The following is a 12964-nucleotide window of genomic DNA, read 5'->3' as shown; positions in this document are numbered from 1 at the left end:
GGTTGACGCGTCGGTGCGGTTCAGATTCAAAACTACGATGAATCGACCTGGCGAACCGACTGTTGAGGAGTTGATGGCGCGCATTGCTGCGCTGCAGGCGCAGAACCGCCAGCTCGCAGAACGCGTGGCCAAGCTCGAGGAAGAGTTGGCGCTAGCGCGGCTGCATCGTTTTGCGCCGAAGAGCGAAAAGCACGTTGATCGCCTCTTCAATGAAGCCGAACAGATTGCCGATGAAGACGACGCCGGCAGCGAAGATGGCAATGTCGTCGACCTGCCGGACACCGGCTTTCCGTCCACCGAAAAGCCGGAGGGAAAGAAGCGTGGCCGCAAGCCTCTGCCGGAACACCTGCCGCGCGAGCGCGTCGAGTATGACCTTGCCGACGGTCAGAAGGCCTGTCCTTGCTGCCGCCACCAGATGCATCGCATGGGTGAGGCCGTCACCGAGCAGCTCCATATCGAGGTGAAGGCGAAGGTCCTGCAGAATGTGCGGTTCAAGTATGCATGCCGCCATTGCGACCGGACCGGCATCAATACGCCTGTTGTCATTGCCCCGATGCCCGCGCAGCCCTTGCCGGGCAGCATCGCCACGGCCTCGACGCTGGCCTTTGCGCTCGTCCACAAATATGTCGATGGCACGCCGCTCTACCGTCTGGCCCAGGCCTTCGAGCGTGCCGGCGTTCCCGTCAGCCGCGGCGCTCTGGGCCATTGGGTGATCGGATCGAGCGAGAGGCATCTCTCCCGCATCTATGATGCCCTGAAGCTACGGCTTCGGTCACAACCGCTCATCCATGGTGACGAGACGACGGTCCAGGTCCTGAAGGAAAAGGACAGGGAAGCCACCAGCACATCCTTCATGTGGGCGTATCGGAGTGGAGAGGACAGCGACGAACCGATCGTGCTGCTCGACTATCAGCCCGGCCGCGGCCAGATCTATCCGCAGGCCTTCCTCGGTGATTACCGCGGCATCCTGATGAGCGATGGCTATACCGCCTGGCGCACGCTGGCAGGAGCGACCCATCTGGGGTGCATGGCCCATTCCAGACGTCGCTTCGTCGATGCACTGAAGACCAGAAAGAAAGGCGGCGGCCCGCCGGAGCAGGCGCTGAAGTTCTTCGAAAAGCTCTACCGGATTGAAAGCCAGACGCGCAACGAAAAGCCGGACAAGGGCGAAACGCGACATCAATGCATCCGCCGTTTCCGCCAGCAACACAGCGTCCCCATCATGAACGCTCTCAAGGCATGGCTCGACGACATAGCCCCGAAGGTCCTGCCCGACAGCAAGATCGGCGACGCCGTGTCCTACACCCTGAACCAGTGGGAGTACCTGACGCGCTACACCGAAGACGGCAGGATGCCGATCGACAACAACCTGCTTGAGCGCGACATCAGGATTTTTGCCACTGGAAGAAAGAGTTGGCTGTTCAGCGACACTGTGGACGGAGCCAGGGCCAGTGCCGTCGTCTACAGCCTCATGCTGACATGCCGAGCATGCGGCATCGAGCCCTTGGCCTATTTGCGCCACGTCCTCACGGAATTGCCGCAGCGCGCGGACAATGCCGACATCACCGATCTCTTGCCATTCAACTTCGCCAAAACCGCCGCTACTTGATCCGATGCAACTGGCCGACAACGACCCCGGTCAAACGGGCCGCGTCAACGCGCATGGAAATGAGCGCTTACAAACGATCTGCTCGCGCGCCTCTTCGGACTTCAAAAGGTTAATAAAGCGTGAAAAACACCCTGTTCGAAAGGGAATTGCGGCCCAAACCAATCTTTGCGACAAGCCCGCTGAAATGGCAGGCAGCCACCGGCTACGGCAAGCGGGCGCTGAGCGAAACAGCCATCGGACGATACAAGGGGCTGATCGGACGGCGCCTGCGAGCACGCTCTCTTCCGGCTCAACAGACCGAGGTTGCCATCGGTTGCATCGTTCTCAACCGCATGCTGGCATGGGCACCCCCGGAGTCTATCCGGCGTCAAGTCACGCAGGCATAACCAACTACATTAAAGATCGAAATGCGTTCGAGTATAGCGCGACATATGTGGAACGGCCCGCGTTGCAAGGGCTTTTTTAGTCGATTTCATCACGCGGGAACGGTGCAGTCATATGTCCGGCCTTTCAGCGCGGCCCATGACCGCTGGCCTCGATGAAGTCCGCGAAGCGGGTGGCTGATCAATCTGACGTGCTCGAAGCACATTGTCGCGCAAGCCTCTCCCGCGTCGGGATTTCGTCCCGTGGAATCATCGTCTGCTCAATGCACCTCGCCTCTTCCTGGCTCCTCTCCGGTAGCTCGTGTCGGTACTCTGCCCTCAGGCGTTTGCCGCACGAACCGCCATCACACCAGGTTTCCGATAGGTCCCGCCCTTCGTTAGCAGGGCCCAGATGATCCTCGCGATCTTGTTGGCAAGCGCGATGGCGACGACCTTGAAGGGCCGACGCGCTAGCAACGCGGTCAACCAGGGCAGTGCCCTGTCGTTGTTTCTGGCATGGCGCAGGACCGAGGTAGCGCCATTTACAAGGAGAGATCGAAGCTCCGTGTTGCCCATCTTCGAGATGCCGCCCAACAGCTCCTTGCCGCCGCTCGAATGCGACCTCGGCGTAAGCCCAAGCCAAGCGGCAAGGTGACGGCCCGACCTAAACCCGTCCGGATCGGGAACCAGCGCCTTGACGGTCGCCGCTGTGATCGCGCCGACGCCCGGGATCGTGGTCAGACGGCGCATGTCTTCGTCATGCTTTGCCTCGGTGACGATCTCGCGCTCAAGTCGTTCGACCTGTTCGCTCAGAGTGTCTAACTGGTCGACAAGGGCCGTCAGGGCGAAGCGCGCCGCCGCAGGCAGGCGAGCATCTGTCGGGTCACGCACGATCGCGGCTAATGCCGCCACCTTCGCCGGGCCGGCAGCCGCGATGATGCCCAATTCGGACATATGAGCGCGCAAGGCGTTGATCACTTGTGTTCTTTGGCGCAGCAGCAGAGCTCGCGTCCTCAGCACCATCGCCGCCGCCTGTTGCTCGGCCGACTTGATCGGCACAAAGCGCATGGTCTTGCGGGTTACCGCCTCGCTGATCGCCTCGGCGTCGGCAGCATCGGTCTTGCCGCGCTTGACAAAGGGCTTGACGTAGGCCGGCGGGATCAACCGGACGTCATGGCCGAGTGCTGCGATCTCACGCGCCCAGTAATGTGCCCCGCCGCAGGCCTCGAGGCCGACGAGACAGGTTGGCTGCTTCTCGAAGAAGCGCAGCACTTCGGCCCGGCGCAACCGCCTGTTGAACAGCGGCGCGCCTTCGGCGTCTGCGCCGTGAACTTGGAAAACCTGCTTGGCCAAATCTAGCCCGATGGTGTTAATCTGCGTCACGGAACGGTCCCTCCTTGGTGGCGTTGAAACAACGGCCACGTTAGCACTTGATGCTGTCGGAGCGGGCCGTTCCACCTCATCAATCTGGAAGAGAGGTGCGCGACATATGTGGAACGGCCCGCGTTGCAAGGGCTTTTTTAGTCGATTTCATCACGCGGGAACGGTGCAGTCATATGTCCGGCCTTTCAGCGCGGCCCATGACCGCTGGCCTCGATGAAGTCCGCGAAGCGGGTGGCTGATCAATCTGACGTGCTCGAAGCACATTGTCGCGCAAGCCTCTCCCGCGTCGGGATTTCGTCCCGTGGAATCATCGTCTGCTCAATGCACCTCGCCTCTTCCTGGCTCCTCTCCGGTAGCTCGTGTCGGTACTCTGCCCTCAGGCGTTTGCCGCACGAACCGCCATCACACCAGGTTTCCGATAGGTCCCGCCCTTCGTTAGCAGGGCCCAGATGATCCTCGCGATCTTGTTGGCAAGCGCGATGGCGACGACCTTGAAGGGCCGACGCGCTAGCAACGCGGTCAACCAGGGCAGTGCCCTGTCGTTGTTTCTGGCATGGCGCAGGACCGAGGTAGCGCCATTTACAAGGAGAGATCGAAGCTCCGTGTTGCCCATCTTCGAGATGCCGCCCAACAGCTCCTTGCCGCCGCTCGAATGCGACCTCGGCGTAAGCCCAAGCCAAGCGGCAAGGTGACGGCCCGACCTAAACCCGTCCGGATCGGGAACCAGCGCCTTGACGGTCGCCGCTGTGATCGCGCCGACGCCCGGGATCGTGGTCAGACGGCGCATGTCTTCGTCATGCTTTGCCTCGGTGACGATCTCGCGCTCAAGTCGTTCGACCTGTTCGCTCAGAGTGTCTAACTGGTCGACAAGGGCCGTCAGGGCGAAGCGCGCCGCCGCAGGCAGGCGAGCATCTGTCGGGTCACGCACGATCGCGGCTAATGCCGCCACCTTCGCCGGGCCGGCAGCCGCGATGATGCCCAATTCGGACATATGAGCGCGCAAGGCGTTGATCACTTGTGTTCTTTGGCGCAGCAGCAGAGCTCGCGTCCTCAGCACCATCGCCGCCGCCTGTTGCTCGGCCGACTTGATCGGCACAAAGCGCATGGTCTTGCGGGTTACCGCCTCGCTGATCGCCTCGGCGTCGGCAGCATCGGTCTTGCCGCGCTTGACAAAGGGCTTGACGTAGGCCGGCGGGATCAACCGGACGTCATGGCCGAGTGCTGCGATCTCACGCGCCCAGTAATGTGCCCCGCCGCAGGCCTCGAGGCCGACGAGACAGGTTGGCTGCTTCTCGAAGAAGCGCAGCACTTCGGCCCGGCGCAACCGCCTGTTGAACAGCGGCGCGCCTTCGGCGTCTGCGCCGTGAACTTGGAAAACCTGCTTGGCCAAATCTAGCCCGATGGTGTTAATCTGCGTCACGGAACGGTCCCTCCTTGGTGGCGTTGAAACAACGGCCACGTTAGCACTTGATGCTGTCGGAGCGGGCCGTTCCACCTCATCAATCTGGATGAGAATCTGGTGTCGCGGTGATGCTGATGATCGCGGCATTGATTGTCGCGCGCAAGAGGTTTTATCGGTTTGATTGTCGCGGCGCGTCAATCAGGATTGACGTTTGCGGGCGTCGCATATGAGGCCGGCCGGCCTGGCCCTCGCTTTCGCTCGATGGCCTCGCGCCGCCGATAGCTCTCGACATTCAGCTCGAAGATTGTCGCGTGGTGGACAAGGCGGTCGACCGCGGCGAGCGTCATAGCGGGATCTGGGAAGACCTTCCCCCCATTCGCCGAAGGGCTGGTTGGCGGTGATGAGCATCGAGCGCCGCTCGTAGCGGGCGCTGATGAGCTCGAACAGGACGCTGGTCTCGGCCTGGTCCTTGGTGACGTAGGCGAGATCATCGAGGATCAGGAGATGGAACTTGTCGAGCTTGGCCAGAGCGCTCTCGAGCGCCAGGTCTCGCCGTGCCGTCTGAAGCTTCTGGACGAGGTCGGTTGTTCTGGTGAAGAGCACCCGCCAGCCATTCTCGATGAGCGCAAGGCCGATGGCTGAAGCGAGATGGCTTTTGCCGCCGCCGGGCGGGCCGAACAGAAGCAGGTTCGCCCCCTTCTCCAGCCAGCTGTCGCCGGCGGTGATCGCCATCACCTGGGCCTTGGAGATCATCGGCACGGCCTCGAACGCGAAGGTGCCGAGGGTCTTGCCCGGCAGGAGGCGGGCCTCGGCGAGGTGGCGTTCGATGCGGCGGCGGTCGCGTTCGGCCAGTTCATGCTCGGTGATCGCGGCCAGAAAGCGGGCGGCGGGCCAGCCTTCCTTGTCGGCCTGTTCGGCGAATTGCGGCCACATGAGCTTGATGGCCGGCAAGCGCAGTTCGTTGAGGAGCAGGCTGAGCTTGGCGGTATCGACAGTGGTGTTGGTCTTCATGCCGCGTCTCCCGTCAGGCTGGCGCCGAGCAGGGCTTCATAGGCATTGAGCGGCGCAAGGCGCACGACGACATTCGGCAGCCGGGAGGGATCGGGGGCGAAGCGTTCCCGCAAGGTGGCCATGTCGGGCAATCGGCGCGCCTGCAGCGCGGCATCCAGTTGGTCGGCCAGTTCGCTCTCGCAGGCGCGCTCGTGAGCCATGGCGAGAAGATCCACCATGATGCGGCAGGCCTGCCGCTCCGGCAGCCGCTCCATGAGCATGTCGAAGGTTCGCCGGTAGGCCTCGCGGGGGAAGAGCTGGTCACGATAGACGAGGTTGAGCAGCGCCATCGGTTTGCGGCGCAGCGAATGGATGACATGCCGATAATTGACGACCTGGTCGTGCTTGCCGGTTGAAGAGGCGCGCCCGCGCGGCAGCGTCACGAGATGCGTGCCGCCGATGAAGATATCCAGCCGATCATCGAAGAGCCGCACTCTGAGGCGGTGGCCGATCAGGCGCGAGGGCACGGTGTAGAACACCTTGCGCAGCGTGAAGCCGCCCGATGAGGTGACGCGCACGGTGACCTCCTCGTAGTCGGATGTGCGCCGGACGGGCAGTTCCTGGAGCTCGGCGCGCTCGGTGTCGATGCGCTTGGAATTGCGGGCGTTCACACGGCTGACGATCTCGTCGACGAAGCGGCGGTAGCAGGCCAGATCGCCGAAATCGCTCGATCCTCTCATCAAAGCCGCGTCGTCGATCGCCCGCTTGAGATGGCCGTGCGGGCCTTCGATGGAGCCGTTCTCATGCGCGATGCCGCGATTGTTGCGGGAAGGGGTCATGCCGTAGTGGCCGCACAGTTCGTCGTAGCGGCGCGTCAGGTCCTCCCGGGCGTCCTTGTCCAGGTTGCGGAATGCCGCCGAGAGGCTGTCGCTGCGATGCGCATTGCATCGCCTGAACTGCTCCCGGATGTTGGGTCGTTGCCTCATCTGATTTGCTCCCCGCAGTTTTGGGGCGGGAGCAAATCATATGAGGCGGATAAGCATGGCGACGCGGGATGAGCTGGTGAAGGTGGTAGCGGAGCGCTACGCCCGAGGCGATCGGGCAGAGAAGACGCGCATTCTCGATGAATTCGCGGCGGTGAGCGGCGTTCACCGCAAGCATGCCATGCGGTTGCTGCGGAATGGACCACAGGCGCAGCGTTCGGACCCGCGACCGGAGCGCCGGCTTTATGACGACGCGGTGCGCGAAGCGCTGATCGTGCTCTGGGAAGCTTCGGATCGCATCTGTGGCAAGCGTCTGAAGATGCTGATTCCGATTCTGGTGGAGGCGATGGAGCGTCACGGGCATCTGCACCTAACCGCCGAGATCCGCACACGGCTATTGGCGATGAGCGCGGCCACGATCGACCGCGCCCTTCGCGAGGTTCGAGACATCGCTGGTGGGCCGAGACGCCGTCGCAGTACAGCGTCCACCGCGCTGCGGCGCAGCATTCCGATCCGGACCTTCTCCGATTGGCAGGATCCTCCGCCTGGATTCGTCGAGGCCGACCTGGTAGCGCACAGTGGACCGACGACGCGGGGAAGCTTCATACAAACGCTTTGTCTTACCGACATCGCGAGCGGGTGGACGGAATGCGCGCCCTTGCTGGTGCGTGAACAGAAGCTGTTGAGCGAGGTGCTGACGGTATTGCGGCAGCTCCTGCCATTTCAGCTTCTCGGATTCGACACGGACAATGACAGCGTGTTCCTGAACGAGACGATACGCGACTACTGTCTGGATGCCGGCATCGAGTTCACCCGCTGCCGTCCTTACCGCAAAAATGACCAGGCCTTTGTCGAACAGAAGAACGGCGCCGTGGTGCGACGCATTGTCGGGTATCGTCGGCTGGAGGGGCTTGAAGCCGCTGCTGCTCTTGCACAGCTCTATTCGACGGTTCGGCTGTTCGTGAACTTCTTCCAACCCTCCTTCAAGCTGGCCGGAAAGGAACGGGACGGCGCCCGCGTGCGCAAGCGCTATCACCCTGCGGCAACACCGTGCCAGCGACTGCTGGCAGATCCACGCACGCCTGAAGCGGTTCGTGCCAGGCTTGCGCAAACACAGGCGAGGCTGGACCCGGTAAAGCTGCTGCAGGAGATGCGATCGGCGCAGCAGCGCCTCGTCGACATTGCCGATGAATCCTGCACGCCGGCGCTGGTGGTGAGCGATCCGGCGCTGGACCAGTTCCTGTCGGGTTTGCGGACGGCCTGGAAGGAGGGGGAAGTCCGCCCAACCGCAAGAGCCAGGCCGAGGCAAAAGCGAGGACGTCGCCGACCGGATCCGCTCGTGAAGGTCACAGGCCAGTTGCGCGCGTGGTTCGACGAAGAGCCCTGGCGGACGAGCCGCGAATTACTGGTGCGTCTGCAGGCGGAGCAGCCGGGGCAATATCCTGATCCACTTCTGCGCACGCTGCAGCGCCGCTTGAAGATCTGGCGGAAGGAAAAGGCACACGCGATGGTGTTCGGCCCAATGCACGTGGAGCCGGCAATCGAGCCGATCGCGCATTGATCGAATCCTAGCCCAGGGGAACATTATGGTGAGGCAACGGAAAGATCGTTCGGGAGCATTCCAGGGTGAGGCAATACGAGCTCTCACATTGATTGCCGCGCCGCATTCGAGTTCATATCCGCGCACCAACGCCACTCGGCGGCATATTCTGGTTTCGCGAACGGCCCTCAAATCGCCTGTTCTTTATTGGAAACGAATTTTTCGATCAGCCACATTCCAGCAGGACCCAGTGCCTTTTCCTTCCTGCAGGCGATAACCAATGGAAAGCTTGGCATCAAATCAGAGCCCTCCCAGCTTTCTGGCCTCAGCTCGATCAATCGTCCGGCGGCAATATCCCCCTCAACCCTTGACCTTGGCATTGAACCCCAGCCGACGCTGGCGAGGATGAGGTCGTATTTCGTCTGAAGGTCGTTGACGCGCCACCGGTTGGCTGCATGCACCCCATAGTCTCGCCCACTATCAACTTCGGCAGCCGGGCTGATAACCAGTTGGGTGTAGTCACGCAGTATCGTTGCGCTGAACGTCCCGTTGATTTTGCCAAGCGGATGAGTTGGTGCCGCGACCGGCACCAGATCGATTCGACCGCACACCCGGCGTTCGAATTCATCTGGGTGGCGCTCGGCAAGCAAACCCAGGTCAGCAATTCCGTCTCGCAAGGTTTTCGCCGCTGCATCGAAAGTTTCAGTCAAGATGCGAATTTCGACGAAAGGGAAGGCCTGGGTGAATTCCCCAAGCACGCTGCTCAGCAGGATCGCTGGCGCGTAGGAGACAACCGCCAGAGTGAGTTCTGCCTCGAGTCCCTTTGAAATTCCCTGCGCTTGGTGCCGCCAGTCTGCGACGTCGTCAAGAATCCGCCGCGCGCGCGGTAACAAGGCTTTGCCCGCTTCCGTGAGAACCGGGCGGTAGGGCGAGCGATCGAAAAGAGGAAACCCGCTCTGTTCCTCCAATCTCTGAATGCTATAGGTGATCGCCGATTGCGCCCGATTCATCCGGCGAGCGGCTGCGGCAAAACTGCCTTCGGCGACAATCGTTACGAATACCAGGAATTGATCGAGGGTGAGCGCGTCCATAGTCATGCTCATGCCTTCCCTCCCTCGATTGTTGGGTCTTAACAGACCGGGGTCCCAGATCGTCGACTTAAAGAAACGTCAAGTGACTATATCAGTTTATTTGAACGATTATGCCGAAATTTCATCCCTTTCTTTGGTGGCTCTGCGATCTAAAACCGCTCGGAAAGGCAGGAAGGAACGCGCTCAGCCGGCGTCCGTGCTTGCAACCTGCCTGCGCCACAAGAGGTGGTGATTTTTTTGATTTATGGAGTTGTTCAGATGTCAAATACCTTTAGCTTTGCGCCCACAAAGCCAACAGGCAAGCCGCTGCGAGCCGGGCTCTGGATCGCCCAACTTCTTGTTTTCACGTCCTTTACGCTGTTTGGCAGCATGAAGCTGTTTATGCCGGTCGATCAATTGGCGGCAATGTGGGTTTGGCCCGGCGCTGTACCGCCTTGGTTTCTGCACCTTATGGGTCTGATCCGACATTGCAGGCGGATCTGGAGTGCTTTTGCCCGCATTGATTCGGATTCAGCCACGCCTCACCGTCCTGGCTGCACTTGGTTGTGTGCTGCTGCAAATTGCAGCGACAATCTTCCACTTGTCGCGGGGTGAAGCCTCGGCCTTACCACTCAACATCATCCTGCTCGCCCTTTCGGCGTTCATTCTGTGGGGCCGCGCTAAGAAGGACCCAATCCCGTCGCGCGCATCAGCGTCGGGAGGTAACTGCGAACTATCCGATTGCTGCCCCCATCGTTAGTTGCTTTTTGCATGCCGAGTCGCAGCGGCCACCTGTTCGGCCTTCCAGCACTCCACGTGCCTGGATGAACAGGCTGCGATAGATCGTTTCGTGCGACACCTGATTATGCGGCTCCCCTGGGTAGGTGCGCTTGAGCCAGCCGGCTATGGATAGCTAAAGACATGCGTTTCAAAGGGCTTGACCTAAATCTCCTCGTTGTGCTCGACGCGCTGCTGGTGGAGCGCAATCTCTCGGCGGCGGCCCGCCGCATCAACCTCAGCCAGCCGGCCATGAGTGCGGCCGTCGCCCGGCTGCGCGATTATTTCGGCGATGAACTGTTTACGACAAGCGGCCGCGAACGTTTTCTGACCCCGCGTGCGGCAGCACTTGCCCCCGCCGTCCGCGACGCTCTCCTGCACATCCAGTGCTCGATTATTTCCTCGGATCCGTTTAACCCAGCTCAATCCGATCGCCGCTTCAGGATCATTATTTCCGATTTCGCCACGCTCGTGTTTTTTGAGAAAGTCGTTGAGCGTGTTGCACGCGAAGCCCCCGCCGTCAGCTTCGAATTGCTGCCTATCGACGACGGCCCCGATGAGCTTCTCCAGCGCGGTGACATCGATTTTCTAATTCTTCCGGATTTGTTCACGTCGAGCGCGCACTCAAGCGTGGCACTGTTTGAGGAGCGACTCGTGTGCGTAGGCTGTCCCACCAACAAGCAGCTGCCACGGCAGATTACGTTCGAGAGATACATGTCGATGAGGCACGTCTCGGTCAGGTTCGGGCGTACGATGAAGCCCTCCATCGAGGAATGGTTCTTGCTTGAACATGGCCTCAAGAGACGTGTCGAGGTCGCCGTGCAGGGCTTCAGCATGATCCCGCCGATGGTGTCCGGCACGGCCCGTATCGCGACCATGCCCTCCCGGCTGGTCAGGCATTGCGAAAAAACGTTCCCCCTGCAGATCGTCGAACTTCCGCTGCCGCTTCCCGCATTCATCGAGACCCTCCAATGGCCGTCACTCCACAACAGCGATCCGGCAAGCATCTGGATGCGGGAGATCATGATGCAGGAGGCATCTCGGATGGGCGTTGGTGCGCGGATATGAACTCGAACGGGCTTGTCGCAAATTCGGACCCTTAACTGTGTATTGACGATATGACGAGCGAATCGCGCTCCCAATGTTGTGGAGCGTACCGATGATTCTGAATGCTGTTGCCGAGAAGCTGAAGCCAGTCGAAGGATGATTTCAAGGGGCGGCATTTCGAGGCATGGCTGATTGTGCAGGCGGTGTCCTGGTATCTGCGCTATCCTCTCAGCTACCGAGACCTTGAGGAAATGTTCCGAGAGCGCGGGTTCGAGGTCGATCACAGCACAATCAATCGCTGGGTCTTGACCTATGCGCCGATGATCGAGAAGCGGCTGCGCCAGTTCCGCCGACCTCATTGCGGATCGGTCCGGATCGACGAGACTTACGTGAAAATTCGCGGCAAGTGGCGCTATCTGTACCGCGCCATCGACAAGCACGGCAATCCGGTGGACTTCCTGCTCACCGCGAGGCGCGACCTCGACGCCGCCAAGCGCTTCTTCCGCAAGATGTTGAAGGATGAGCCTTTGCTCGCACCGGAAAAGATCGGCACGGATGGGCGTTGGTGCGCGGATATGAAATCGAACGCATTTCGATCATTAATGTAGTTGGTTATGCCTGCGTGACTTGACGCCGGATAGACTCCGGGCGTGCCCATGCCAGCATGCGGTTGAGAACGATGCAACCGATGGCAACCTCGGTCTGTTGAGCCGGAAGAGAGCGTGCTCGCAGGCGCCGTCCGATCAGCCCCTTGTATCGTCCGATGGCCGTTTCGCTCAGCGCCCGCTTGCCGTAGCCGGTGGCTGCCTGCCATTTCAGCCGACCGTCGCTTGCGATTGCGGCAATGTGCTTGTCCCTTTGACCAGGCGGTCCGGCATCACTGCTTTCCACCGCCGTGGAACGCGGTGGAATGACGATGTTCGCGGTTGCGCTGTGCTGCAGGATAGACTGATAGGTTGGCTTGCCGTCATAGGCTCCGTCGGCTGTGAACTGGTCGATCTCGCCGTCGATCTGATCGAGCAGCGGTGCCACCTGGGAAGGATCATCCGTGTCCTGATCTGTCAGCCTTTGGGCAATGATCGCGCCACTTTTGGCATCCACTGCCAGATGCAGCTTGCGCCAGTTGCGACGTGATCTGGCGCCATGTTTCTGCTCCAGCCATTGCCCGGCGCCGTAGACTTTCAATCCCGTGCTATCGACAAGCACATGCAGCGGGCCGTCCGGCTGCGGCGGGTTTCGTCGGGCTGATGGCTCCCACTTCTGTGCCCGACGGCTCAGCGTCGTATGATCTGGAACTGGGACTTTCAGCCCCATGAGATCCAGCAGCGAGTGAAGCAATCCCTCGGTCTGGCGCAGCCGCATTGCGAAGACGCAACCCAGCGTCAGCGCTGTCTCAATGGCGAGATCGGAATACCGGGCTTGGCCGCCGCGGGTCTTGCGTCGCGGAGCGCGCCATCCCGCCAGTGCCTCCGGCGTTACCCATAAGGTCAGGCTACCACGCCGGCGCAGACCTGCTTCGTAGTCACGCCAATTCGTCACCCTGAATGTCATCTTTCCGACGTGATGACGACGATCTGCGTTGTGTTTGTACGGCATGGCACTCAAATCAAGCTGATTTCGATCCTGCCTGCCTATCGCCAAACCGTTGACAAAAGATCCATGCACCAACGCTCCCAGGAAGAGAACGCGGGAGCCCCATCTTCGAAAGCCGACTAGACAGCGTTAACGTCTCGGCCGGCGTGACGGCGGGCCATCCTAGGGATGTTGCGCAGGGAGGGCTTCCGCGCGCTCCCGCCGCCAC

9 protein-coding genes and 5 pseudogenes are annotated in these 12964 nt (G+C 61.0%); 7 read left to right on the top strand and 7 right to left on the bottom strand.

The annotated features are described in order from the left end of the window. Positions 1-37: 37 nt before the first annotated feature. Together tnpC and HB778_RS37145 are read left to right on the top strand one after the other, a co-directional pair. Positions 38-1609: an IS66 family transposase gene (gene tnpC / locus HB778_RS37150; RefSeq protein WP_183454979.1), complete on the top strand. Its 1572-nt coding sequence runs from the start codon at positions 38-40 to the stop codon at positions 1607-1609. Positions 1610-1788: 179 nt separating this feature from the next. Continuing rightward, a pseudogene (locus HB778_RS37145) lies at positions 1789-1995 on the top strand (IS5/IS1182 family transposase); the annotation flags it as partial. Between the two features lie 315 nt (positions 1996-2310). On the opposite strand, the gene HB778_RS37140 reads toward HB778_RS37145, so the two are convergent. The 4 genes and pseudogenes from HB778_RS37140 to HB778_RS37125 all read right to left on the bottom strand — a co-directional run. Further along, positions 2311-3354 (bottom strand): IS110 family transposase, encoded by a 1044-nt coding sequence (locus tag HB778_RS37140; RefSeq protein ID WP_183465509.1) that lies wholly within the window; start codon positions 3352-3354, stop codon positions 2311-2313. A gap of 376 nt (positions 3355-3730) precedes the next feature. Next, entirely contained in the window at positions 3731-4774 is a 1044-nt protein-coding gene (locus HB778_RS37135; RefSeq protein WP_183465509.1) for an IS110 family transposase, read from the bottom strand. A gap of 151 nt (positions 4775-4925) precedes the next feature. Then, a pseudogene (gene istB / locus HB778_RS37130) lies at positions 4926-5767 on the bottom strand (IS21-like element helper ATPase IstB). Continuing rightward, positions 5764-6684 (bottom strand): annotated as a pseudogene (locus tag HB778_RS37125) (Mu transposase domain-containing protein); the annotation flags it as partial. The pseudogenes istB and HB778_RS37125, both read right to left, overlap by 4 nt. A gap of 88 nt (positions 6685-6772) precedes the next feature. Here HB778_RS37125 and HB778_RS37120 point away from each other — a divergent pair. Further along, positions 6773-8290: a DDE-type integrase/transposase/recombinase gene (locus HB778_RS37120; protein WP_183463388.1), complete on the top strand. Its 1518-nt coding sequence runs from the start codon at positions 6773-6775 to the stop codon at positions 8288-8290. Positions 8291-8457: 167 nt separating this feature from the next. Here HB778_RS37120 and HB778_RS37115 read toward each other — a convergent pair whose 3' ends face one another. Then, on the bottom strand, positions 8458-9372 hold the full coding sequence (locus tag HB778_RS37115; RefSeq protein WP_183454980.1) for a LysR family transcriptional regulator: 915 nt from the start codon (positions 9370-9372) through the stop codon (positions 8458-8460). A gap of 246 nt (positions 9373-9618) precedes the next feature. Between HB778_RS37115 and HB778_RS37110 the strand changes: the two genes are divergently transcribed. Both HB778_RS37110 and HB778_RS43255 read left to right on the top strand, forming a co-directional pair. Beyond that, the gene (locus HB778_RS37110) at positions 9619-9954 is read left to right on the top strand and encodes a hypothetical protein (RefSeq protein ID WP_348524790.1); all 336 of its coding nucleotides are present in this window, start codon (positions 9619-9621) and stop codon (positions 9952-9954) included. Beyond that, the gene (locus HB778_RS43255; RefSeq protein ID WP_348524782.1) at positions 9845-10099 is read left to right on the top strand and encodes a DoxX family protein; all 255 of its coding nucleotides are present in this window, start codon (positions 9845-9847) and stop codon (positions 10097-10099) included. Before HB778_RS37110 ends, HB778_RS43255 begins: the two co-directional genes overlap by 110 nt. Before the next feature lie 42 nt (positions 10100-10141). On the opposite strand, the pseudogene HB778_RS42275 reads toward HB778_RS43255, so the two are convergent. Beyond that, positions 10142-10246: pseudogene (locus HB778_RS42275) on the bottom strand (IS30 family transposase); the annotation flags it as partial. A gap of 14 nt (positions 10247-10260) precedes the next feature. Between HB778_RS42275 and HB778_RS37105 the strand changes: the two are divergent. Together HB778_RS37105 and HB778_RS37100 are read left to right on the top strand one after the other, a co-directional pair. Beyond that, on the top strand, positions 10261-11184 hold the full coding sequence (locus HB778_RS37105; protein WP_183454981.1) for a LysR family transcriptional regulator: 924 nt from the start codon (positions 10261-10263) through the stop codon (positions 11182-11184). 91 nt (positions 11185-11275) lie between these two features. Further along, positions 11276-11723, top strand: a pseudogene (locus HB778_RS37100) (IS6 family transposase); the annotation flags it as partial. A 52-nt stretch (positions 11724-11775) separates the two neighbouring features. Here HB778_RS37100 and HB778_RS37095 read toward each other — a convergent pair. Continuing rightward, positions 11776-12759, bottom strand: a complete 984-nt coding sequence (locus HB778_RS37095) for an IS5 family transposase (protein WP_183465568.1) — start codon at positions 12757-12759, stop codon at positions 11776-11778. Between the last annotated feature and the right edge of the window lie 205 nt (positions 12760-12964).

It is taken from the genome of Mesorhizobium huakuii, assembly GCF_014189455.1.
GTDB classification, from domain to species: domain Bacteria; phylum Pseudomonadota; class Alphaproteobacteria; order Rhizobiales; family Rhizobiaceae; genus Mesorhizobium; species Mesorhizobium huakuii_A.
The sequence above is the reverse complement of the archived record's forward strand: the minus strand, read 5'-3'. Positions and strand labels throughout refer to the sequence as shown.

Excerpts from the sequence above, each read along its gene's own strand:
- tnpC (WP_183454979.1), top strand. The coding sequence starts at position 38 with ATGAATCGACCTGGCGAACCGACTGTTGAGGAGTTGATGGCGCGCATT.
- HB778_RS37120 (WP_183463388.1), top strand. The coding sequence starts at position 6,773 with ATGAGGCGGATAAGCATGGCGACGCGGGATGAGCTGGTGAAGGTGGTA.
- HB778_RS37115 (WP_183454980.1), bottom strand. The coding sequence starts at position 9,372 with ATGAGCATGACTATGGACGCGCTCACCCTCGATCAATTCCTGGTATTC.
- HB778_RS37110 (WP_348524790.1), top strand. The coding sequence starts at position 9,619 with ATGTCAAATACCTTTAGCTTTGCGCCCACAAAGCCAACAGGCAAGCCG.
- HB778_RS37105 (WP_183454981.1), top strand. The coding sequence starts at position 10,261 with ATGCGTTTCAAAGGGCTTGACCTAAATCTCCTCGTTGTGCTCGACGCG.
- HB778_RS37095 (WP_183465568.1), bottom strand. The coding sequence starts at position 12,759 with ATGCCGTACAAACACAACGCAGATCGTCGTCATCACGTCGGAAAGATG.